The organism is Sulfitobacter dubius (assembly GCF_027214245.1).
Lineage (GTDB): Bacteria > Pseudomonadota > Alphaproteobacteria > Rhodobacterales > Rhodobacteraceae > Sulfitobacter > Sulfitobacter dubius_A.
In genome coordinates this window covers 40,934-63,048 of record NZ_JAPWHM010000002.1, presented here as the reverse complement: position 1 = coordinate 63,048, position 22,115 = coordinate 40,934, and the positions used below count along the sequence as shown (strand labels likewise).

Annotated in this window: 23 protein-coding genes; 15 read left to right on the top strand and 8 right to left on the bottom strand. The window is 60.9% G+C overall.

The window, feature by feature from the left end:
- Positions 1 to 43: 43 nt before the first annotated feature.
- The 3 genes from repC to repA all read right to left on the bottom strand — a co-directional run bounded on the left by repC (position 44) and on the right by repA (position 3,547).
- On the bottom strand, positions 44 to 1,198 hold the full coding sequence (repC, locus tag O4H31_RS04225; protein ID WP_269343142.1) for a plasmid replication protein RepC: 1,155 nt from the start codon (positions 1,196 to 1,198) through the stop codon (positions 44 to 46).
- A gap of 178 nt (positions 1,199 to 1,376) precedes the next feature.
- Positions 1,377 to 2,372 carry a plasmid partitioning protein RepB gene (gene repB, locus O4H31_RS04220; protein WP_269343140.1) on the bottom strand — a complete coding sequence of 332 codons (996 nt, stop codon included), beginning with the start codon at positions 2,370 to 2,372 and terminating at the stop codon, positions 1,377 to 1,379.
- Positions 2,372 to 3,547 carry a plasmid partitioning protein RepA gene (repA, locus tag O4H31_RS04215; protein ID WP_269343138.1) on the bottom strand — a complete coding sequence of 392 codons (1,176 nt, stop codon included), beginning with the start codon at positions 3,545 to 3,547 and terminating at the stop codon, positions 2,372 to 2,374. The genes repB and repA overlap by 1 nt, the downstream gene beginning before the upstream one ends.
- A 453-nt stretch (positions 3,548 to 4,000) precedes the next feature.
- On the opposite strand from repA, the gene O4H31_RS04210 reads away from it, so the two are divergent.
- The 3 genes from O4H31_RS04210 to O4H31_RS04200 are packed head-to-tail and all read left to right on the top strand — an operon-like array spanning position 4,001 to position 6,224.
- Positions 4,001 to 4,705, top strand: a complete 705-nt coding sequence (locus O4H31_RS04210) for an ABC transporter permease (RefSeq protein ID WP_269343136.1) — start codon at positions 4,001 to 4,003, stop codon at positions 4,703 to 4,705.
- Positions 4,705 to 5,415 (top strand): ATP-binding cassette domain-containing protein, encoded by a 711-nt coding sequence (locus O4H31_RS04205; protein WP_269344131.1) that lies wholly within the window; start codon positions 4,705 to 4,707, stop codon positions 5,413 to 5,415. Before O4H31_RS04210 ends, O4H31_RS04205 begins: the two co-directional genes overlap by 1 nt.
- Positions 5,412 to 6,224 carry a substrate-binding domain-containing protein gene (locus tag O4H31_RS04200; RefSeq protein ID WP_269343134.1) on the top strand — a complete coding sequence of 271 codons (813 nt, stop codon included), beginning with the start codon at positions 5,412 to 5,414 and terminating at the stop codon, positions 6,222 to 6,224. Before O4H31_RS04205 ends, O4H31_RS04200 begins: the two co-directional genes overlap by 4 nt.
- A 42-nt stretch (positions 6,225 to 6,266) precedes the next feature.
- Here O4H31_RS04200 and O4H31_RS04195 read toward each other — a convergent pair whose 3' ends face one another.
- The 5 genes from O4H31_RS04195 to O4H31_RS04175 are packed head-to-tail and all read right to left on the bottom strand — an operon-like array spanning position 6,267 to position 10,731.
- On the bottom strand, positions 6,267 to 6,752 hold the full coding sequence (locus tag O4H31_RS04195) for a DUF6505 family protein (RefSeq protein ID WP_269343131.1): 486 nt from the start codon (positions 6,750 to 6,752) through the stop codon (positions 6,267 to 6,269).
- Entirely contained in the window at positions 6,749 to 7,465 is a 717-nt protein-coding gene (locus tag O4H31_RS04190) for a biotin/lipoate--protein ligase family protein (protein WP_269343129.1), read from the bottom strand. The genes O4H31_RS04195 and O4H31_RS04190 overlap by 4 nt, the downstream gene beginning before the upstream one ends.
- Positions 7,462 to 8,532, bottom strand: coding sequence for an Mrp/NBP35 family ATP-binding protein (locus O4H31_RS04185; RefSeq protein ID WP_269343127.1), 1,071 nt, complete (start codon positions 8,530 to 8,532; stop codon positions 7,462 to 7,464). Before O4H31_RS04185 ends, O4H31_RS04190 begins: the two co-directional genes overlap by 4 nt.
- A gap of 5 nt (positions 8,533 to 8,537) precedes the next feature.
- Positions 8,538 to 8,741, bottom strand: coding sequence for a DUF6494 family protein (locus O4H31_RS04180; RefSeq protein WP_067628701.1), 204 nt, complete (start codon positions 8,739 to 8,741; stop codon positions 8,538 to 8,540).
- 25 nt (positions 8,742 to 8,766) lie between these two features.
- Positions 8,767 to 10,731, bottom strand: a complete 1,965-nt coding sequence (locus O4H31_RS04175) for a 4Fe-4S binding protein (RefSeq protein ID WP_269343124.1) — start codon at positions 10,729 to 10,731, stop codon at positions 8,767 to 8,769.
- Positions 10,732 to 11,111: 380 nt separating this feature from the next.
- Here O4H31_RS04175 and O4H31_RS04170 point away from each other — a divergent pair, with 380 nt between their 5' ends.
- The 12 genes from O4H31_RS04170 to O4H31_RS04115 all read left to right on the top strand — a co-directional run bounded on the left by O4H31_RS04170 (position 11,112) and on the right by O4H31_RS04115 (position 22,077).
- Positions 11,112 to 11,651: a DUF3305 domain-containing protein gene (locus O4H31_RS04170; RefSeq protein ID WP_269343123.1), complete on the top strand. Its 540-nt coding sequence runs from the start codon at positions 11,112 to 11,114 to the stop codon at positions 11,649 to 11,651.
- A complete protein-coding gene (locus O4H31_RS04165; RefSeq protein WP_269343122.1) occupies positions 11,648 to 12,289 on the top strand; it encodes a DUF3306 domain-containing protein in 642 nt (213 codons plus the stop codon). Before O4H31_RS04170 ends, O4H31_RS04165 begins: the two co-directional genes overlap by 4 nt.
- Complete coding sequence (locus tag O4H31_RS04160) at positions 12,286 to 12,894, top strand: TorD/DmsD family molecular chaperone (protein WP_269343120.1); 609 nt, start codon at positions 12,286 to 12,288, stop codon at positions 12,892 to 12,894. Before O4H31_RS04165 ends, O4H31_RS04160 begins: the two co-directional genes overlap by 4 nt.
- Before the next feature lie 65 nt (positions 12,895 to 12,959).
- Positions 12,960 to 13,172, top strand: a complete 213-nt coding sequence (locus O4H31_RS04155) for a twin-arginine translocation signal domain-containing protein (RefSeq protein WP_269343119.1) — start codon at positions 12,960 to 12,962, stop codon at positions 13,170 to 13,172.
- A gap of 102 nt (positions 13,173 to 13,274) precedes the next feature.
- The gene (locus tag O4H31_RS04150) at positions 13,275 to 16,262 is read left to right on the top strand and encodes a formate dehydrogenase subunit alpha (protein ID WP_269343117.1); all 2,988 of its coding nucleotides are present in this window, start codon (positions 13,275 to 13,277) and stop codon (positions 16,260 to 16,262) included.
- 12 nt (positions 16,263 to 16,274) lie between these two features.
- The gene (gene fdh3B, locus O4H31_RS04145) at positions 16,275 to 16,868 is read left to right on the top strand and encodes a formate dehydrogenase FDH3 subunit beta (protein ID WP_067266580.1); all 594 of its coding nucleotides are present in this window, start codon (positions 16,275 to 16,277) and stop codon (positions 16,866 to 16,868) included.
- A 66-nt stretch (positions 16,869 to 16,934) separates the two neighbouring features.
- A complete protein-coding gene (locus tag O4H31_RS04140) occupies positions 16,935 to 18,134 on the top strand; it encodes a formate dehydrogenase subunit gamma (RefSeq protein ID WP_269343111.1) in 1,200 nt (399 codons plus the stop codon).
- Between the two features lie 31 nt (positions 18,135 to 18,165).
- A complete protein-coding gene (locus tag O4H31_RS04135) occupies positions 18,166 to 18,291 on the top strand; it encodes a hypothetical protein (RefSeq protein WP_269343110.1) in 126 nt (41 codons plus the stop codon).
- A gap of 17 nt (positions 18,292 to 18,308) precedes the next feature.
- The gene (locus O4H31_RS04130; RefSeq protein WP_269343109.1) at positions 18,309 to 19,664 is read left to right on the top strand and encodes a sigma-54-dependent transcriptional regulator; all 1,356 of its coding nucleotides are present in this window, start codon (positions 18,309 to 18,311) and stop codon (positions 19,662 to 19,664) included.
- Positions 19,665 to 19,909: 245 nt separating this feature from the next.
- Positions 19,910 to 20,668, top strand: a complete 759-nt coding sequence (locus tag O4H31_RS04125) for an amino acid ABC transporter substrate-binding protein (protein ID WP_269343107.1) — start codon at positions 19,910 to 19,912, stop codon at positions 20,666 to 20,668.
- 3 nt (positions 20,669 to 20,671) lie between these two features.
- On the top strand, positions 20,672 to 21,346 hold the full coding sequence (locus O4H31_RS04120) for an amino acid ABC transporter permease (RefSeq protein WP_269343105.1): 675 nt from the start codon (positions 20,672 to 20,674) through the stop codon (positions 21,344 to 21,346).
- A complete protein-coding gene (locus tag O4H31_RS04115) occupies positions 21,343 to 22,077 on the top strand; it encodes an amino acid ABC transporter ATP-binding protein (RefSeq protein WP_269343102.1) in 735 nt (244 codons plus the stop codon). The genes O4H31_RS04120 and O4H31_RS04115 overlap by 4 nt, the downstream gene beginning before the upstream one ends.
- Positions 22,078 to 22,115: the final 38 nt, after the last annotated feature.

Here is a 22,115-nt window from a genome sequence, read left to right as displayed (position 1 = left end):
GCCAGCCGTACATATGCCTAACCCACTGTAAAACCATAGTTTTTCAAATTGTCAGCTGACAATTGCGCTGATTTACCAGTGCCGCCACCATGGGATTAAGGGAAAACGCGCCATTACGAGCCATTTGTGTCAAACGGCGAAGATATGCGCCCGGGCTTCGAATGGTCGCGGCTTTCTCAAGCAGACAAAGGACTGTCACCGCAGCGCTCTCTGCACCCATGTCTCGTTTTGCCTCATTTAAGACCGGCGGGTCAATCCCCAGCATTGGGGCAATCTGATCTCCAATCCGTACAATATCGCTCCAACTGCGCATCGCTTCTGGGAAGAAACTTTGAACTTCTTTGCAAGCCGCGAACACTTCAGCCAAAGTGACCCCTTTCTTCGGCTCGTCGCCTTCACTGTCGATGTTGTCAGCCGAGTGAGGGAGAGCGACTTTCGGACCGGTCTGCTGTTCAGAGTCAAAATAGGGTTTAATTGAATCCTGTATGTGCCGCTCATTTTTGCCGTCACTGGCGCTCATTTGGTCTGTAGATGGGGCAGGGGAAACCGGTTTTGCTTCGGCTTCATCAGCGATGCTTGCCGTGCTCTCAAGCGCCTCACGCAACGCATTCTCGAGCAGGGTCAATGCCGCCTCATCCGGCTTGCGCCGAAGGACACGCCCCGCCTCATCTGCCACCCCTTCAGCGCCACCCTGACGGATCAGCGCGTGCCTCAGCACGAGCACCCGGTCCCTCAGCGCTTGCAGCTGTTCACGTAGCACTTCGGCTGCCTCAGCGGCGGTCTCAATCAGGTCTGACTGAACGACAAGGGGGGAGAGGTCAAAGCCAAAGGCCAGCGCAATCGCGCCGCCCCGGTTTCGTGCAAAGCGTTTGCGATTGGGGCTATCGTGCCGGGCAATAAGCCCAGCACGCACAAGCTGGGCAAGATGCCGTCGGAGCGTGCTTTCTGGCATCCCGTGCAACCGCTCAGACAGCCGAGCGTTCGAGGCAAATACAATACCTGCCGCGCCATCTGGAATATGACGGCTCGGCAGAAAACTCAGCAACGCCTTTAATACGGTGAGGGTGCGGTGCGACAGTTCAAAGTAGTCAGCCGCAGTTGTCAGCCGGTCGAGCAAAGCCCATTTGTCCGGCCTCTCGCATGACACTTGGGTAGCCGATTTCGGCCGCCCGAACGCAGTTCGGAACGTGTTTTCCATCTTAAATCACGAAAGACAACAAAATACCGGCCCTATCCCATCGGGTAGAGTTGACATCGATAAATCTTTGGGGCTATCTCGAAGGTGCAAAGTTTGAGAAGGGCCTTCCGGGATTTATCCTGGGGGGCTTTTCTTTTGTGGTCTTGGATGTGCCTCCTGTTGCTACTTCCTCAATTTCTCACGCGCGGGTCTTTTGCCAGCGGTCGTGAATCTCTTGCAAAAGCTCTTCTGCATGCGCATCGAGCCATGTATCAAACCCCTCGGCAGAACGGGCAGGGACGGTCACCGTGACTCCACGTTTGCCGCTGCGGATGTCCGCCAAAGCCTTGCCATCACGGCTCCGAAGGGTGCGGGGCTTTGACGATGGGGCAGGGAAGGTGGCAGCTTTCTCGGGCTGAGCTGAGGCTTCGGCAAAGATCGCCTCGAACCGTTCATCTGAATTGAACCCTTCCCAGTCGGCGTGCGACATCCGTTTGTCCGCCCGCGCTTTTGGCGCGGGTTGCTCAAAAAGCTTGACCAAAGCCATCCAGCGGTCTCGCCCGATGGACGGGGCAGAACCGATCTGGCGCAAGAAAGGTAGCTCGAACGCATGACCAACTTTGAGCATGCGACTGACCATAGGCAGATCGATCGACAGCGCGTCTGCGATTGTCTGCCGGTCATGCCCGCCCACGTCTAGCTGAGCAGCAAAGCTCGCCTTTTCAATAAACGACAGATCCTGTCGCGCAGTATTCTCCTGCCCCTGCGCCATCACCAGAGCATGGTCGTCCAACTGGCGAACCATCGCCTTGACGGGCATCCCAAGCGCTTTCAGTGCCTGAAGCCGCCGTCGCCCGTAGACAATTTCAAACCGTCCGGGGGTTTTGGGATGGGGTCGAACGAGCACAGGAACCTGCTGCCCGTAGGTTCTGAGGCTGTCTTGCAGCTGCTTCTGAGCCTGCGTATCAGTGCCTAAACGATCTTCGACACCAGCCATGTCGATCAGATTGCCGTCCAATTCCTGAACCGCGTTTTCTTGCATCCGGTTCAACGAAGACTGAAGCGCGCCCACCGCGCCGCGGGGCATTAAACTGGCCTTACCCCGGCTCTTATCAGGCTCTATTGCAGGGGATTTAGGCTTCTCTGACTTCTCAACATTTGCAGGTGCAGAAGATAAAATGCCTTTACGTGCCATTACCGCCCCCATGCTTTCTGGATCATATTTTCGATCTCATCATTCACAAGATTGAGTGAATCCACCGCCCGGTCATAGGTCGATCGGTGAAATTGGGACCGGTCGACCTCATAAATCGTCTGATGGGTCAGCCCGGCATCCGAAATCGCGGTTGATTTCAGCATCGGTGCGACCATGACTTCTTCGTCAAAGAGCTGGCGGAGGAAGGATAGAACCTGCTGTTGCGGGCCATCATTCGGCTCGTACCGATTGATTAGGAAACGCAGGAAATCAAATTCCATGCTCGCCCCTGCATTAGAGACTACATCAAGCAGGTCCGCGCTCATCTGTAGGAACTGCGACATTGATGCGACGTCGAGCATGTTCGGGACCACCGTGATCAGCACGCCCGTCGATGCGCAAAGCGCCGACATCGTGAGGTACCCCAGTTGCGGCGGGCAATCGAAGATGACGACGTCGTAATTCTGCTCTACGTCCTGCAGAGAGGTCGCCAGCCGGGCGAAAAATGCTGGCTGGGTGTTGTTCAGCAGAGCCTGGGGTGTCTCATGCTCAAACTCCTGAAGCATCAACCCGCCGGGAGCAAGATCAATGCCAGTAAAGAATGTTTTCTGAATGACATCGGCCAAAGAGACCGGATCGTCATATTGAATGGCATCGTAAATGGTCCCCGAGTTCAGGAAATCATACTCGGGCCGATAGCCAAAAAGCGTTGTTAGAGACGCTTGCGGGTCAATATCGACGCAGAGCACACGGTAGCCTTTCAAGGCCAATCGTTGCGCGGCATGGATTGCGCTCGTCGTCTTCCCGCTGCCGCCTTTGAAGTTCAAAAAGGACAATACTTGCAGTTTATCCCCATCACGCCGCCCACGCTGGTAGGCACCGCGTGATTTGGCAGTGGACTCAAGCGTGCGCCGGATCGAGAGCAGATCTTCAGCACTGTAATGCCGCCGCCCGCCCGGGCTTGTCTGAACATCGACGACCTTATTATCGAAATGGAGCTTGCGAAGGAAGCTGGTTGAAATTCCAAGCAATTCAGCCGCTTCCCCGGCTGAAAAGCGGCGTAGCTCCTTGCGCGCGTCGGGCGCAAAGACTTTCAACATGTGACTTTCCAACGCCTCGGAAAGCGTTTCCGCATTACGGCGGATCCGTGTATTGATGTGTACAGTGTCCGTCACATCTGCCCTCGCTCTCAGTAACGCTATTATTCGGTAGCGCTTTTGTTTCCGTTACTTAATGCCATTGAAGCGATGCGTGCAATAGATTCTTGCGCGAGGAGAGGGAAAGACGGCATCAATAGCCGCAGTTGCGATCAAAGATAGTTCGCTCTTTAACCTCTAAGTGCCTGTAACTATTTGTTAAAACTATCCTTGGAACTGGGAGCGATCTCATGATGAGCTGCGTCGCGAGAATTTCGCGGTTTTGCCGTAGTTAGAGCCACATACTCGAACTGCGAGAATCATGGGACGGGTCATCCTGACCCTGCGCGCCCGAGATCACGGTGAGCTTCAAGCCAGTCTGTCTCTTCCGGCATTTTCGGTCCCGGTGGCTCTGGCGTCTGCAGGTAAGTCCTGACACTGTGCGGGGAAAGGGGGGCTTTGAACCCCAAGTCGGGGGGAGGCCACTGCGGGATGGTCGATATCTGGAGCGGACTGACGCAGGCCTTTTGGCTTGTCTTCACGCTTGATCCCGAACTGGTGGAGATTGCCGGCCGGTCATTGCAGGTCACGGTTTCCGCCTTGGTCGTTGCTTGCCTGATTGCCCTTCCCCTCGCGGCTTTGGTCGCCGTAAAACGGTTTCGCGCACGGCGCTTGGTAATCGCGATTTTAAATGCGCTCATGGGGCTGCCGCCGGTCGTCGTGGGGCTTATCGTTTATGTGATTCTTTCCCGCTCCGGGCCCCTTGGGGTGTTGGGGCTGCTTTTTACCCCCACGGCGATGATCATAGCGCAGGTGATCATCATTGTGCCGCTCATTGCCTCGATCGCGCATCAGTCGATCCGCGAACTTTGGCAAGAATATCATGATCTGCTGATTTCGATGAATGTCACGCAAGGCCAAAAGATACGGACCCTGCTTTGGGATTCCCGCCGCGCGCTCCTCACTGCCGCGCTCGCAGGTTTTGGCCGCGCGATTGGGGAGGTGGGGGCGATCATGATTGTCGGGGGCAATATCGACCATGCGACGCGGGTGTTGACCACCGCGATCGCGCTTGAGACCGGAAAGGGTGAGTTTGCCTTGGCGCTCGCCCTCGGTTTCGTACTGATCGGGCTGGCCGTGGCGGTGAATCTCGCGATCCATTGGCTGGGCCGCACCGAACGGGAGGGCCGGTGGTGATGCAGCTTTTCCCGATGCAGGCCAGCGCGATCGAAAGCCGCAGACGCGGGCAACGGCTGGCGGGACCGATTGATCTGACTCTGGAAGGGCAGGGCGCCACGGTCGTTATCGGCCCGAACGGCGCGGGTAAGACTACGCTGTTGCAATTGCTACATGGCACCGCTCGGCTCTCTGCGGGGCGGATCGACTGGTCCTGCACGACCGAAGAGGCACGGCATCATCAGGCCTTTGTTTTTCAGCGACCCGTCATGCTGCGGCGCACGGTATTGGAAAACCTCGTCTATCCACTGCGCCTGCGTGGTGTCGTAAAGGCTCAGGCCCGACTGGCGGCGGAGGAATGGGCCGCACGCGTCGGGTTAGAGCCGCTTTTGGGCCGCGCAGCCCCTGTGCTGTCGGGCGGCGAGCAGCAGAAACTGGCCCTCGCCCGCGCCCTGATCTGCAAGCCCAAGCTGCTGTTTCTCGATGAGCCCTGTGCCGCATTGGATGGCCGTGCGACCCGAGAGATCGAGGCGATCCTGCAATCGGCGAAATCTGCGGGCACGCGGCTGATCCTCTCGACACATGACCTCGGTCAAGCCCGCCGTTTGGCAGACGATGTCTTGTTCCTACTGGGGGGCCGTCTGCATGAGGCCGGTCCCGCGACTATGTTTTTCAACCGACCTGAGACCCCTGAGGCGCAGGCATTTTTAAGAGGAGATATCGTAGAATGAAACATTGGATTGTAGGCGCAATTGCCGCGCTGGCGATGAGCGGTGCGGCGCAGGCCGCCGACGTGATGAAGATGGCGGTGACGACATCGTTCAACAACTCCGGTCTCGCGGATGTGCTCTTGCCACAGATCGCAGCGGATCTTGATCTTGATGTGCAATTGTTGGTCGTCGGGACCGGCCAGGCGATCAAGCTAGGCGAATCCGGGGACGTGGACGCGATCCTGGTCCATTCGCGCAAAGCCGAGGAGGCTTTCGTCGACGCAGGGTTCGGCAGCCACCGAACGGAAATCATGTACAACGATTTCGTCTTTATCGGTCCAAAAAGCGATCCGGCGGGCATCGCATCCTCGGGTGCGGCCACCGAAGCATTGAGCGCAATCGCCGGCAAAAAGTCTGATTTCGTGAGCCGAGGGGACGACAGCGGTACGCATAAAAAAGAACTGTCTCTCTGGGGCGAAGCGGGTCTCGATCCGGCAGAGTTCGAGGATTGGTACAACGCCGTCGGGGCAGGCATGGGCGCCGCGCTCAACACCGCCTCGGGGATGCCCGCCTATGTGATGTCGGACCGGGCAAGCTGGTTGAACTTCGGCAATAAAGGGGATCTGGCGTTGCTCTATGCCGGCGATCCGGTTCTGTTTAACCAATATGCCTATTTGCCAGTGAACCCCGAACGTCACGGCCATGTCAAAAATGATCTCGCTCTGAAGCTTGAAGACTGGCTGACCTCCGACCGGGCGAAAGCGCTGATCAACGACTATAAGATCAATGGTGAAACACTATTCGTGTTCAACGCGGAAGGTGTCGAATAACCTGAGTTAGAGACCATCCGCGCCCGACCCGGCGCGGGTGGTTCACTCGGGCAGGTCGCCGTGGATCGCGAATTGCTCTAGTCCTGCATCCTGCGGCTGGATCATGCGAAAGCTTTCACGGACGCCCGCGTCGGTCAACTCGCGCGCCACGGTGAGCAGACAGTTGGGCGCGTGATCGGCGCAGAGGTCGATCATCTGCGCCAACTCCTCTTTCGCCACGGGACGCGCGGCATCGACCGAAGGCGCGCCGTAGTAGGTGACGAAATGCTGCGCCAGCAGCGCGGCGAGGGTCTCGACCTCGGTTTCTTCGATCTGGGTCACGGCGACAAAGGTTACGCGGCCAAAGGTTTCGAGCCCGAGCCAGCCGTTGGCGAAGGCTTGGCGGGCTTTGCCGGTCAGATCGCCCTCGGTCCAGTCGGAAAACTCGAATCCGCCAGAGATGCACCATTCACCGGTCCGGGCGGGTGAGGCGAAGACGTTGCGGTCGCTCTCATCGAAATGGATCGCGCGGGCGAGTTTGAGGGTCATGGTGCGGGCTCCAATAGGGTGGTGAGCGGGATCAGGCGGGTCGTCTTTCCGGCGCGCAGTAACATGCCGAAGTCCTCGTCGACACCGATGAATGTACCGCTTGCGCCCTGCGCGGTCACCTCTTCGTCGATCCCGTAGGCCAAGCCGCGCCATTCGCCATGCAGGCTGGCAGGGCCGAGGTCTTCCCAGCGGTTGATCCAATGCAGCGTGTGCCGCGCCCAGGATTCGACAAGGGCAGGGGGCTGCACCTCGGCGCAGCCTTCGGCATAGAGCGCGGTTTGATCCGGGTTTAGACCCGTTTGCGCCATGTCAGGGTCGTTCGCGGGGTAGAGCGGTAGGGTGAAACCGACGACGAGCCAATCGGGCACCGCCGCCGGATCGGTTGTCGAGGCCATCATCCGTAGCGCGCCGCAGGCCGCGCCGTTCACGCGGATGCCGCCGTTCCATTCCAGTTGCACCGCGACTTCGGGCGGCGAGAGCGCGCCGAGGGCGTTTTGAAGGCCCACCCCGCAGAGCGGCAGCATCGCCACCGCGCGGGCCAGCGGCACCTCGGGAGCAAAGACCAAGGCCGCCTGCATCTCGGCCCCGTCGAGGCGGTAGGTGATCAGACCCGCATCGCAACCCTCGGCCGCGCGGGCGCAGGCGGCGGCAAGCGCATCGCCCGCGACCGCCTCGCCCGACATCAGCGGGGGGAAGGACAGCGGTTCGCTCATGCGGCGCCAGCGTCCACGAGTTGCTTGGCGATGGCGTGAAAGGCCGCGGCCTGTTTGCTGTCGGGCTGGCTGACGGTGATGGGCGCGCCACCATCTGAAGCAAGGCGGATCTGCAGATCGAGCGGCACTTCGGCCAGCAGGGGCACGCCCCATTTCTCGGCCTCGGAGGCGACACCGCCGTGGCCAAAGACATGCTCCTCGTGGTCGCAATTGGTGCAGATATGCGTCGACATGTTCTCGATCATGCCGAGGATCGGCACCTTGAGTTGGTTAAACATATCGATGCCCTTGCGCGCGTCGATCAGAGCCACATCCTGCGGTGTAGAGACTATGACCGCCCCATCCACATGGGCCTTCTGCGCCAGCGTCATCTGCACGTCGCCGGTGCCGGGCGGCAGGTCGACGATCAGCACGTCAAGCGCACCCCATTGCACCTGCGTCATCATCTGTTGCAGCGCGCCCATCAGCATCGGCCCGCGCCAGACCACGGCTTGGTCTTCGTTGGTCATGAGGCCAATCGACATCATGGTGACGCCGTGATTGCGCATCGGCAGGATGGTCTTGCCATCGGGCGAGGCGGGGCGGCCCGATACGCCGAGCATGCGAGGCTGGCTGGGGCCGTAGACGTCTGCATCTAGGAGCCCGACCCGGCGGCCTTGGGCAGCCAGCGCGCAGGCGAGGTTCGCGGAAACGGTGGATTTGCCGACGCCGCCCTTGCCCGAGGCCACGGCGATGATCCGGTCGACGCCGGGGATCCTCTGCGGGCCGGTTGGCTCGGCTTTGCGCTGCGGCTTGAGGTCGGGCGGCGGGGCTTTCTCGCTGTGGCCGGTCAGCACGATGGAGACTTTCGACACCCCCTCGACCTGCGCCAGCGCTGCTTCGGCCAACGCCTTGGCTTCCTCATAGGCTTTGGCCTGGGCGGGCGGGATTTCCATCACGAAACGTACCGCGCCCGCGTCATCCACATTCAGCGCGCGCATCACGCCGCTGGCCACGATATCTGTCCCCGTGGCCGGATCGGTCACGGTCTTCAAGGCGGTCAGGACCGCGTCTCTGCTGGCTGTCACGTCGCTTATGCCTCGCCCTTGTCCGCGCCGGCGATGGTGCCGTCGATCTCATGCTCAAGGCCCAGTTCGGGGATGGTGATCACGGCCTTGACCGCAAACTCTTTGCCGCTGGTGTCATGGTCGCGCATGGCCTTTTCGATGGCCTGCTGCGAGGTCACGCCGACCTGTTTGAGAAACTTTCGCATCGACATGTTGAAGTCTTCGCTCATGGGTGGCTCCTGTGCTGTGGGCGGCCTAGTGGTCGCGCCGTTTGGAGAGGTAATCGTCGGTGGTCCGAGGGCGCGGGCGTTCGTTGCCGGTCATCGGGTTGTTGGTGCTGTGATACTGCGCATTGATCCGGCAGTCATCGCACATCTGGATCATCCGCAGTTTTGCCTCATCGGCAAACATCGAATGACTGCGCAGCTTGTCGGTGATCTTCTCCACGGTGGATTTCACGCCAAAGAGGCTGCCGCATTCGACGCAGGCAAAAGGCTCTTCCTCGTTCAGCACGCGCTGGCTCAGCGCGGCTTCGGTCAGGTCGAGGCGCGGCGCGAGGGTGATGGCATCCTCGGGGCAGACATTGGCGCAGAGCCCGCATTGCAGGCAGGCGTCTTCCTGAAAGCGCAGTTGCGGCAGGTCCGGGTTGTCGCCGAGCGCGCCCGAAGGGCAGAGCGACACGCAGGACAGACACAGCGTGCAGGCATCCTTGTCGACCAGAACGGCGCCGTAGGGCGCACCCTCGGGCAGGTCCAACACCTCGGCCTCGGGGTTGAGCGCCCGCGCTGCCTGCCGGGCGATCTGGCGGCGGCTGCCCATGGGGCGCACCGGCTGGGCGACGGGGGCAGGGGCCTCGCCGTCATAAAGAATGTCGGTCAGCGCCTCGGGGTCGGGGGTGTCGATCAGCGACATCCGCGCGTCCCCCGCAATGGCGCGAGCCAGCGCGGTCTGCGCCTCAATCGCGTCGCGGTCGGCCTTGGGGCCAAGCAGAAGCGAGACATGAGCGAACCCGGCGGCCAACGCGGCCAGCGCCTCAGCATGGCCAAAGGCGGCGAGCGCATCGAGATCCATCGGCACCACATCGGCAGGCAACCCGCGCCCGTGGCGTGCGGCAAAGCGGATCATCTCAGCACCATGGGCGTCATGCACCATGAGGCGCGGCGCTTCGCCGCCCGCTTCGATATAGGCGCGCGCCAGAGTCTGCGCCCGGCGCATGGTGAAATCGACGGGCGGCGCGTCATAGCTGATCGCACCCGAGGGGCAGGCCGAGGAACAGGCACCGCAGCCCGCGCAGATCATCGGGTCGATCGCAACATGATCGCCGTCGGGCGTGATCGCGCCAGTGGGGCAAAGGTCCAGACAATTGGTGCAGCCGGTTTGCCCCGCGCGGGAATGGGCGCAGAGCAGCGGCTCGGTCCGCACATAGAGCGGCTGCTCAAATGTGCCGGTGAGATGCGAGGCCGCCAGCACGGCGGCGGCCACGGCAGGCGGGTGGCCGGGATCGGCGCGCAGGTAGCCTTCGCGTTTTTCATGCGCAGGGAACAGCGGCGTCTCGCCGCGCAGGTCGAGGATGATGTCACATTGGCTGCGCGCGCCGTCGCGCGGCGCGGTCCAGTTGAGCGGCCCCCGGCCACGCGGGTCGACCTGCCGCAGCGCGTCGATCACCACTTCGAACTGCCCAAGCGCGCCCTTGGCACGGCGCAGCTTGCCGGAAATGAGGTCGAAATCGCGCACCTCGGGCAGATTGTCCTCGGCCTGTGTCACCGCGTCGTCCATCAACAGCGTGACACTCAGGTGGTCTTTGAGCTGCGCCGCCGCCTCCAGCGCCGCCGGCCCGCGCCCCACGATCAGGCAAAGCCCTTCGGAGCCGACATCGATGGTTTTCTCTGCCGGGGCGTCTAAAAGCGCCTCGGCTGCGAGGGCGGACATTTTGGGTAGTTTGTCACGGGGGTCATCCGACCATCCGGCCCGGTCGCGCAGGTCCAAGAGGGGGGCAGGGGGCAGGCCCAATTCCTCGGCCAATTCGGTAAAGACCCGCTCTTCTTGGGTGCAGCATAAAATTGCGTCCCCGGCGGTCAGGGCTTTGGCCGCCCGGTCGATCTGGGTGGTGCAGAGGGCCGAACAGGGGGGGGAGACGGCCAAACCGCTGCGCTCGGCCAATGCATCGGAATCGATACGCTGCGACCCTGCGCAATCGCATGTTATCAATGTCTTGGCCATGAATTTTCCCTTATCTCGCACGTCAATCCGCAGCCCGTCTGGGCAGGGCAGAGGCCCCAAGCTAGACGGGATTTGCCACCCCCTACAACCGAAATTCGCGGCGCGGCGGTGCTGCTCTTGGGCGATGAAGCAGGTAGAAACAGCAGCCTGCAGGGGCGGTGATTCGAAATGAGCGATTCCCTCATTTTCCGAGCGAAACACTCAAGTTAGACAATTAGGCCGAGGCGCCATTGACGGGCCAAGTCGATGGGCCATCTTGTCTCGAAAGCCGGGTTTTTCGGGCTTTGGCGCGGATTTGCGCTTCCCCGGACCGGCCTTAGAGGCGAAGGTCGTTGAAACGGAGGAGCAATTTGATTCACAACCCGACAATGTATCGGACGATGCCCTTGGGCATTGTACTGCGGCGCGCGCCGGGGGTGACCCGTTGGGCCAAGTGGAGCTGGAAAGCGACCGCCGTGCTGCCCGGTGCGGGGGAGGCCGATTGGCGCGAGCTGCGCCGCGACGGTGAGATCGTCGAGTACCACGCCGCCACGCTCAAGCTGGACCTCCACGGAGCCGAGACCGAAGCCTATGTCCACGGGCTCGGCGCGGATGTGCCTTGTGTCTATGTTGTGATGCGCCCCATTCCCGGTGCAACCGACCGCCCCTTCAAACTCGCGCTGGTCACAGCATCGCCCTATGAGGCGCAGGATTATTGCGACAGCGCCGAAGAGGTGGTGGAAAAGGTCGCGATGACGCCGGGACTATTGGCATGGGTGCGAGAGTTCGTCGAAGAGTTCCACCAAGAGGAAGCCTTCGTCAAACGCCGCCGGGATCGTCTGCGCACTGATATTAAACAGGACGGGATCGGTGATCCGCGCATTGAAAAACCTGCGGACATTTACGCCTCGCCCGCGCTGAAACGAAAGCGTCTGGCATGAGCGGTTTTTGGCAGAAACGCCGCGCCGCCGTCGCGGCTGAGGCAGAGGCCGAAGTGCGCGTTCACGCAGCGCAGGTGGCAGAGGCTGAAGAAGCCGCGCTGGCCGAGCGCAGCGATGATGACCTGCTGGCCGAGTTCGATCTGCCCGCGCCGGAGGATCTGGTGAGCGGCGAACAGTTGCGCGCCTTTCTCAAGGTGCAACTGCCCCAACGGCTCAAGACCCGCGCGCTGCGCAGCTTTTGGAAAACCAACCCGGTGCTGGCCTGCCTTGACGGGTTGAATGATTACGACGACGATTACACAGCGGCGGCGACGGCTGGGAAACCGGTTAACACGATCTATCAAGTGGGCCGCGGCATGGTCTCGAAGGTCGAAGAGCTGCTGACCGCTGAGGCCGACGCGCCCGAAGAGACGGTTGAGAGCGCCGACAATGACGCGCCCGTTCTGGCCTCGACCCATGATGTTGTCGTGCCCGGCCCCCGCCGGACCGAAACGTCACTGGCCCCAGATGCGCCTCTTGAGGTGCATCATGCCGCCCCGGCAGAAGAAGCCGAGTCGCAGCCCGCGCCGACCCACCGCCGCATGCGGTTTCATTTCGCCAGCGATCTGGCACAGGACATGGAAGGTAGCAGCGCATGACCCAATTGGCCGCGACGCCCCTGCCCGAAGAAGACCGCCTGCGCGCGGACCTTTACAACTTCATGGGCCTGATCCTTGCCGGACCGCCGGATCAGGTGTTGCTGGATCAATGCGCGGGCCTGTCGGGGGATGACAGCGAGTTGGGGCAGGGCTTCAAGACGCTGTCGAAACTCGCCGCCAAGACCAAACCCTCGGGTGCCGAGAGTGAGTTCAACCGGCTTTTCATCGGGCTGGGCCGGGGCGAGCTTTTGCCCTATGCGAGCTTTTACCTCACCGGTTTTCTCAACGAAAAACCGCTGGCCGCCCTGCGCCAAGATATGGTTGCACGCGGGCTTGAGCGGGCGGCGAATGTGTTTGAGCCCGAAGACAACATTGCGTCGCTGATGGAGATGATGGGCGCGATGATCGCGGGCCGTTTCGCGTCCCCCGCGACACTGGCGCAGCAAAAGACCTTTTTTAATCGGCATATCGCCCCTTGGGCCGGGCACTTCTTTGCCGATCTCGAAGGCGCGAAAAACTCGGTCTTCTATGCCCCTGTGGGCAAAATCGGCCGTGCCTTCATGCAGATCGAAGCCGAAGCCTTCCGGCTCAGCAAAGACGACTAGACCCACCGCGATGAGACAGGCGGGGCCACGCGCCCCTGAACCAAAGACGTAACAGGAGAGAGAAGATGACACGCAAGCCAGAGGGTACCACCGACGCACCCGTTCGCAAGGACCGGCGCGACTTCCTGAAATTCGCGGGCTCCGCCGCGCCCTTGGCCGCCGTCGCCGTGGCCACCACAGGGAGCGAAGCCGAAGCCGCTAAAGCCCCCGACCTGTCGTCGGACCGTATCCAAGACACCGAACATACGCGCGCCTACTACGCCGCCGCGCGGTTCTAACCAGATAACAGGGGCGCGGCCCCGAAACTTGGCAAGGCGAAAACGCCCGCCGTTCAATAGCCACCTCAGGCGGGGACCAGCCCGCGCATAGGGAGTGAAGATATGTTGAGGAAAAAGACCAATGGGGTCGCGCGGTCTGCGCAGCGGACAGGCATCATGTCCGATGTGGCGCGCAGCGGTATTGACCGGCGCGCGTTCCTGCGCGGCTCGGGCCTTGCCATCGGTGGCCTTGCGGCCATCGCAGGCACCGCGGGCAGCGTGCAACAGGCATCAGCCGCCACCGCAGCCGTCAGCGGAAAGATGGAAGTCAAGAAATCCGTCTGCACCCATTGCTCGGTCGGCTGTACCGTCATCGCGGAAGTGTCGGACGGTGTTTGGCTCGGTCAAGAACCCGGTTGGGACAGCCCCTTCAACCTCGGCGCGCATTGCGCCAAGGGTGCCTCGGTCCGTGAGCATGCCCATGGTGAGCGCCGCCTGAAATACCCGATGAAGAAAGTCGGCGGCGAATGGCAGCGGATTTCTTGGGAGCAGGCGATCAACGAGATCGGCGATCAGATGCTGTCGATCCGTGACACCTCTGGCCCGGATTCGGTCTATTGGCTCGGCTCGGCGAAACACTCCAACGAACAGGCCTATCTGTTCCGCAAGTTCGCGGCTTATTGGGGCACCAACAACGTCGACCACCAAGCGCGGATTTGTCACTCCACCACCGTAGCGGGCGTGGCGAACACATGGGGCTACGGCGCCATGACCAACAGCTACAACGACATCCACAAGTCGCGCGCGATCTTCATCATCGGCGGCAACCCCGCCGAGGCGCACCCAGTCTCGCTGCAGCACGTGTTGAAGGCGAAAGAAGAAAACAACGCGCCGCTGATCGTCTGTGACCCACGCTTCACTCGCACCGCGGCCCATGCCGACGAATATGTACGCTTCCGTCCGGGGTCGGACGTGGCGCTGGTTTGGGGCATCCTCTACCACATCTTCGAGAACGGCTGGGAAGATCAGGAATTCATCCGCACTCGTGTTTGGGGCATGGATGAGATCCGCAAGGAAGTTGCCAACTGGACGCCCGAGGAAGTCGAGCGCGTTACCGGCGTGCCCGGCGAACAGCTTCAGCGCGTCGCGCGCACGCTGGCCAACCACCGCCCTGGCACCGTGATCTGGTGCATGGGTGGCACGCAGCACACTAACGGCAACAACAACACCCGCGCTTACTGCATTCTGCAGCTGGCCTTGGGCAACATGGGCACCGCCGGTGGCGGCACCAACATCTTCCGCGGCCACGACAACGTGCAGGGCGCGACCGACCTTGGCGTTCTGGCCGATACGCTGCCGGGCTACTACGGTCTGTCCGATGGCTCTTGGGCGCATTGGGCGCGGGTCTGGGGTGAGGATCTGGAATGGATTCAGAGCCGCTTCGCCTCGTGGACCGATGGCGCGGGCGAAGAGCAAAAGATGATCAACCTCACCGGCATCCCGGTGTCGCGTTGGATCGATGGTGTGCTTGAGGACCGTGAGAATCTTGAGCAGCCCGACAACACTAAAGCCATGGTGCTCTGGGGCCACGCGCCTAACTCGCAGACCCGTCAGGGTGAGATGAAAACGGCGATGGAAAAGCTCGACCTGCTGGTCGTGGTCGACCCATACCCAACCGTCTCTGCCGTTCTGCACGATCGGACCGACAACACCTACCTGCTCCCGGCCTGTACGCAGTTCGAAACTTCCGGTTCCGTGACCGCATCGAACCGCTCGCTCCAGTGGCGCGAAAAGGTCGTCGAGCCGCTGTTTGAAAGCCTGCCGGACCACACGATCCTGTATAAGTTTGCCAAGAAATTCGGCTTTGAAGATCGCATGTTCCGCAACATCGAGGTGAATGGTGAAGAGCCGCTCATCGAAGACCTGACGCGCGAGTTCAACAAAGGCATGTGGACCATCGGCTATACGGGGCAGTCTCCCGAGCGGATGAAGATGCACATGCAGAACCAGCACACCTTCGACAAAACCACTCTGCGTGCCAACGGTGGCCCGGCGGATGGCGATTACTACGGCATGCCATGGCCCTGCTGGGGCACGCCCGAGATGAACCACCCCGGTACGGCGAACCTTTACGATATGTCGCTGCCGGTGGCCCAAGGTGGTCTGACCTTCCGCGCCCGTTTCGGCGTTGAACGTGACGGTGAGAACTTGCTCGCCGAAGGCGTCTATTCCGCCGGTTCGGAAATCAAGGACGGCTATCCCGAATTCACCATGCAGATGCTGATGGATCTGGGCTGGGACGGTGATCTGACAGCCGAAGAGCGGCGCATCATCGAAGCGGTCGCAGGCTACGAAGCGCCTGAGAACGCGGATGATGGTCAGGCGGAAGTCGGCGAAACCTCGCAACAGGGTGAGATCGATTCCGATTACGTGGCCCAAGTTGGCGGCATCAACTGGAAGACCGACCTGTCGGGCGGCATCCAGCGGGTGGCGATTGAACACGGCTGCGCCCCATTTGGCAACGCCAAGGCCCGCTGCGTGGTTTGGACCTTCCCCGATCCCGTGCCAAAACACCGCGAGCCGCTCTATTCCAACCGGCGCGATCTGGTGGCGGACTATCCGACCTACGAAGACAAGACCTTCTGGCGGGTACCGACGCTTTATGCCTCGATCCAAAAGAACGACTTCTCGCAGGAATTCCCGATCATCCTCACTTCTGGCCGCTTGGTCGAATATGAGGGCGGCGGGGACGAGACCCGGTCGAACCCATGGCTTGCTGAGCTGCAACAGAACATGTTCATCGAGATTAACACCCGTGACGCCAACAACCTCGGCGTGCGCGACGGCTCAGATGTCTGGGTCGAAGGCCCGGAGGGCGGCAAGATCAAGGTGATGGCCATGGTCACCGAACGGGTGGGCGAGGGCGTGGCCTTTATGCCCTTCCACTTCGGCGGGCACATGGGCGGCGTCAGCCTGCGGGACAAATACCCTGATGGGGCCGATCCGATCGTTCTGGGCGAAAGCACCAACACGGTTCAGACCTACGGCTACGATTCAGTGACGCAAATGCAGGAGACCAAAGCGACTCTCTGCAAGATTATGCCAGCGTAAGGAGACAAGAGAATGGCAAGAGCAAAGTTTCTCTGCGATGCCGAGCGCTGCATTGAATGCAACGCATGTGTAACGGCTTGTAAGAACGAACACGAAGTCCCTTGGGGCATTAACCGCCGCCGCGTGGTAACCATTCAAGACGGCCAACCGGGCGAACGCTCGATCTCGGTCGCTTGTATGCACTGCTCGGACGCGCCCTGTATGGCGGTCTGCCCGGTGGATTGTTTCTACCAGACAGATGACGGCATCGTGCTGCACTCCAAGGACCTCTGCATTGGTTGCGGTTACTGCTTCTACGCCTGCCCCTTCGGCGCGCCGCAGTATCCGCAGGCTGGCAACTTCGGCAGCCGGGGCAAGATGGACAAATGTACCTTCTGCGCCGGTGGCCCCGAGGAAAACCACTCTCAGGCGGAGTTCCAGAAGTACGGCCGCAACCGGATCGCGGAAGGCAAACTGCCAATCTGCGCCGAGATGTGTTCGACCAAAGCGCTTCTGGCTGGTGACGGTGACATGGTCTCCGACATCTACCGCGAGCGTGTCGTCGCGCGCGGCTTTGGCTCCGGCGCTTGGGGCTGGGGCACAGCTTACGAGCAAAAGGGCCAGTAACGGCTTTCGGGGCGGCCTGACCGGGCCGTCCCTTTTCTCCATATCTGTCTAGCCGGGGGATTACCCATGCTGCGCCACCTGATGGCTCTTTTCATTCTCGCCTTGGCCGCGCTGCCGGTCAGCGCCACGGCGCAGGACGTGCGCCTGCCCGAGAACGCGACCCCCTCGGCCATTGACCGCGCCAACACCGGCGGCGCGCAGAACCTGGCCGACATCGAACGCCGCCAAAACGGGGCCGAGATTGACGACGGGTTCCGGCGCAACAATCTGGGGGGCGACGCCGTAACGGTGCCGGGGCTTGGCCCGCTTGGCGGGCGGTCAGATCCGGACCTGTGGCGTGGCATCCGCTATAACGAATTGCCCGTGCGCGTGAGCACGATGAACAAGACCGGCCGCGTCTTGGTGCAAGACAACGGCATGTGGTGGCAGCAATTCCGCGAAGGGCCGCTGGCAACCTACGGCGCTTGGCTTCTTGCCGGGACGCTGGCCGTGCTGCTGCTCTTTTACCTTCTGCGAGGCCGGATCCGCATCGAAGGCGGCAAGGTCGGGCGTACCGTCACCCGTTTCAAAGCGATCGAACGGTTTGCCCATTGGATGCTGGCCGGGTCTTTCATCCTGCTTGCCTTGACAGGGTTGGCCACGCTCTTTGGCCGCAAGGTGGTCATTCCGCTCTTGGGGCATGAGTTCAACTCGGTCCTGCTGACCGGGTCCAAGTTCATCCACAACAACGTCTCATGGGCCTTTATGATCGCGCTCGTCATGGTCTTTGTGATGTGGATTTGGCACAATATCCCGAACAAGACCGACTGGGTTTGGATCAAGCAAGGCGGCGGTTTCATCGGCGACAAACACCCGCCTGCGAAAAAGTTCAACTTCGGGCAAAAGATCGTCTTTTGGGCCGTGATCCTCTTGGGCTTCTCTGTATCACTCTCGGGCCTGTCGCTGCTGTTTCCCTTCGAGATTCAGCTTTTTGGCCATACCTTTGGCCTTATCAATGACATCGGCGTGGCTGACGCGGCGGGCCTTAGTCCCTTGCAGGACGATCTGACGCCCCATGCGGAAATGCAATATGCCCAGCTTTGGCACGCGATCATCGGCTTTCTGATGATGGCGGTAATCTTGGGGCACATTTATATCGGGACACTCGGTATGGAGGGCGCCTTTGACGCCATGGGCAACGGTGAGGTTGATGAACGTTGGGCAGAGCAGCACCATTCGCTCTGGCTTGATGAAGTCAAAGATGACAAGCGGACCCCCGCAGAATGATGGGCGGCGTTCAGGTAAAAGGATACGCGCAATGAAAGCCATGCTGGCAGGGTTTCTGGGCGTCGCGGTGATCGGCGTTGTGGCCTATTTCGGACTGCATGAGATGGGCTTTTCCTCGGCTGAGGTCTATTCAGGTGAAAACGTCCGGTTGGACTGACACCGAAGAGGCATATCATGGCGGCAGGCGATGAATACGGCGGCACGCTCGAAGGCGCGTCGGTCCTAGTGATCGACGATGAACCGGGGATGCGCCATTTCCTGACCAAGATTTTGGAGCCGCGCGTCAAGCGCGTGGCACAGGCCGCGTCGCCTGCAGAGGCCACCAAACTCTTGGACGAGGCGCATTTTGATGTGGTCGTTCTAGACAATGTCATGCCCGGCAAAACCGGGCTGGAATGGGTGGTCGAGCAACGCCGCAAAGGGTTTTACGCCGATACGGTTCTGATCACCGCCTATGCCGATCTGGAAACCGCCATCGCCGCGCTGCGCGCGGGCGTCAGTGATTTCGTGTTGAAACCCTTTCGGGCGAACCAAATCCTCGGCGCCGTTTCCCGCACGCTCGACCGCAAGAACCTGCGCCGCGACAACACGCTGTTGCGGCGTGAATTGCAGGGCGGGGCAGCGGTGCAGATGCTTGGCAAGTCCGAGGCCCTGTCGAAGGTGCGCGGGATGCTGAACCGCCTCGCCCCGGTTCCAACGCCGGTGCTTTTCACCGGAGCCAGCGGCACGGGCAAGGAGTTGGCCGCGCGGCAACTGCACCAGATGTCTGACCGCGCCGACCATCCTTTCGTTGCGGTCAACTGCGCTGCCATCACGCCAGATCGGATTGTGCCGGAGCTCTTCGGCGCGGTGGAGGGGAACGAAACCCTGCAGCCGGGGCTGTTCCTTTTGGCCGATGGCGGCACGCTGTTCCTTGATGAAGTGGCGCAGATGCCGGAGCAGTTGCAGGCGGCTTTGTTGCGGGTATTGGAAGATCAGCGCATCCGGCCCGAAGGGGCCGAGCGGGAAATTCCGCTGAACCTGCGGTTCCTTTTCGCCACAAATGCCGATCTGCCCAAAGCGGTGGAGGAGGGGCGTTTCCGCGCAGACCTTTATCACCGCATGAATGTTGTCGAAGTCGCGATGCCGCCGCTCAAGGATCGCTCGGACGATATCGTCGAATTGGCGGCGATGTACATGCAGCAGTTTTCAACCGCGCTTGGCATGCCCGCGCTGCGGTTGGATGCCGAGACATTGCTAAAGCTGCGGCGCTATGACTGGCCGGGCAATGTACGAGAATTGCGAAATCTGATCGAACGGTCGGTCATCCTCGGCAGCCTGCCCGAAGCCTTTGCGGGCCATGGCACCGTCGATGGGCCAAGGGCAATCGAGGATCTCGAACTGGTCACACAGCGCCATATGCTGCACATTCTTGATCTTTCGGGCGGCAACCGGGCCGAGGCCGCGCGGCGTTTGGGCGTCTCTCGCAAAACCGTCGACCGCAAGCTTGCCGCTTGGGCCGCTGAGGGGCTGGATATCGACGCCCTTTGAGGGGCGCAAAGCTATGTGATTTGCGCATATCCGTTCCGCGGGCGCGGAATCCATCGTGCCTTTCGGGAATTCTGTTCTGCCTGGGAAGGACTCAGCAGGAAATTCGGCCCTCGCGCATCCGACTGCCAAAGCTTCCATTCCTTCTGAACCGATCCCGCCCGTCAAACGTTCCTGTTTCAGCAACGGTGTTGAAGCGGGCGGCGCCCGGTGACATCTGATGCTCAAGCGTTACAGGAGTAAATTCAATGCTGAAACAGATCGTTACCGCCACCGCGCTCGCCGCGGTTTCTGGCACCGCAGCCTTCGCCCAAGACAATGAAACGCTCCGCGTGGGCATGTCGGGCGGCTATTTCCCCTTCACCTTCGTTAAGCAGGACGTGCTTCAGGGTTTCGAAGTCGACGTGATGAATGCTGTCGGCGAAGAGGCGGGCTTTGAGGTTGAGTTCGAAACCATGGCCTTTTCCGGCCTGATCGGCGCGCTGGACGCGGGCCGCATCGACACGATCGCCAACCAAATCACCATCACGCCAGAGCGGGAGGAAAAGTTCGCCTTTACCGCGCCCTACGTCTTTGACGGGGCGCAGGTGGTGACCAAAGAGGGCAACGAAGAGATCGGCGGCGTTGAAGACCTGCGCGGCAAGACCGTTGCGGTCAACCTCGGCTCGAACTTCGAGCAGCTTTTGAACGAACTCGACTTTGCCGATGAGATCGAGATCAAGACCTATGAGTCCAACATCGCTCAAGACACCGCGCTTGGCCGGGTGGATGCATTCGTGATGGACCGGGTTTCCTCAGCCCAGCTGATTCAGGAAAGCCCCCTGCCGCTGCAACTGGCAGGCAAGCCGTTCTCCGAAATCCGCAACGCGCTGCCGTTCCAGGACAATGACGAAGGTCGCGCCCTGCGGGACCGTGTCAACACCGCACTGGAGTCCCTGCGCGAAGACGGTACACTGACCGAAATCTCTGCCAAATGGTTCGGCACTGACATCACCAAAGCGGAGTAACCCATGCGGGCGCTAGACCTTGACTACATGCTGGGGCTGGTGCCCGTCATATTGGGCTATGTACCGTTAACTTTGTTCATGGCGGTGGCGGGGATGGTGTTCGCACTCATCCTCGCCTCGCTTTTGGCGGTTGAACGGGTTGTGAAAGTGCCCGTCCTCGACTGGTTCGTGATCGTCTTCATCAGCTTTTTCCGCGGCACGCCGCTGCTGGTGCAGTTGTTTCTGTTCTACTTTGGCCTGCCGCAGGTGCTGTCGTTCCTGACGAATATCAGCGGCGTGACTGCTGCCATCATGGGGCTGACCTTGCATTTCTCGGCCTATATGGCCGAGAGCATCCGCGCCGCGATCATGGGGGTCGACCGCAGCCAATGGGAGGCCGCGCAATCCATCGGCATGACCCAAGGCCAGATGATGTGGCGCATCATCCTGCCACAGGCCGCCCGGATCGCCGCGCCCACATTGGTCAACTATTTCATCGACATGATCAAAGGCACCTCGCTGGCCTTCACCCTCGGCGTGACCGAAATGATGGGCGCAGCCCAGAAAGAGGCGGCGGGCAGCTTCCTCTATTTCGAGGCCTATCTTGTGGTCGCCATGATCTATTGGGTCATCGTCGAAGCGCTTAGCCAGATGCAAAAGCGGCTTGAAACCTATCTGAATAAGGCGTTCGTCCGATGATCGATATCACTGGCCTGACTAAACATTTCGGCGGCGCGCCGGTTCTGAACGGCATTGATCTGCAGATTGCCGAGGGCGAGCGGGTGGTCGTGATCGGCCCCTCCGGTACGGGGAAATCGACCCTACTACGGTGTCTCAACTTCCTCGATGTGCCGCAGGCGGGGACCATTCGCATCGGCGATGTGACTGTTGACGCCGCAAAGGCGCACAAGGCCGACATTCTGGCACTGCGCCGTCGGACCGCGATGGTGTTTCAGAACTACGCCTTGTTCGCGAACAAGACGGCGAAAGAGAACATCATGGAGGCGCTTGTCACCGTGCAAAAGCGCCCCAAGGATGAGGCCGAGCAGCGCGCGCTTTCGGTCTTGGCCGAGACCGGATTGGCCGACAAGGCCGACAGTTTCCCCGCAGCACTGTCCGGCGGGCAACAGCAACGTGTCGGTATCGGCCGCGCGATGGCACTTGGGGCCGAGTTGATGCTGTTCGATGAGCCGACATCCGCGCTTGATCCTGAATGGGTCGGTGAGGTGCTGGACCTGATGCGCGCGGTGGCAGAGCGCAAGCAAACCATGCTGATCGTGACCCATGAAATGCAGTTCGCCCGCGAGATCGCGGATCGGGTGATCTTTATGGACGGGGGCAAGATTGTTGAGAGCGGCCCGCCATCCGAGATTTTTAGCGCGCCGAAGGATGCGCGATTGCAAAAGTTTCTCAAGCGCGTCGAGGGCTAAGCGGGTCCCGCGCGCCTGTCGCGAGGTATTTGTCGCTT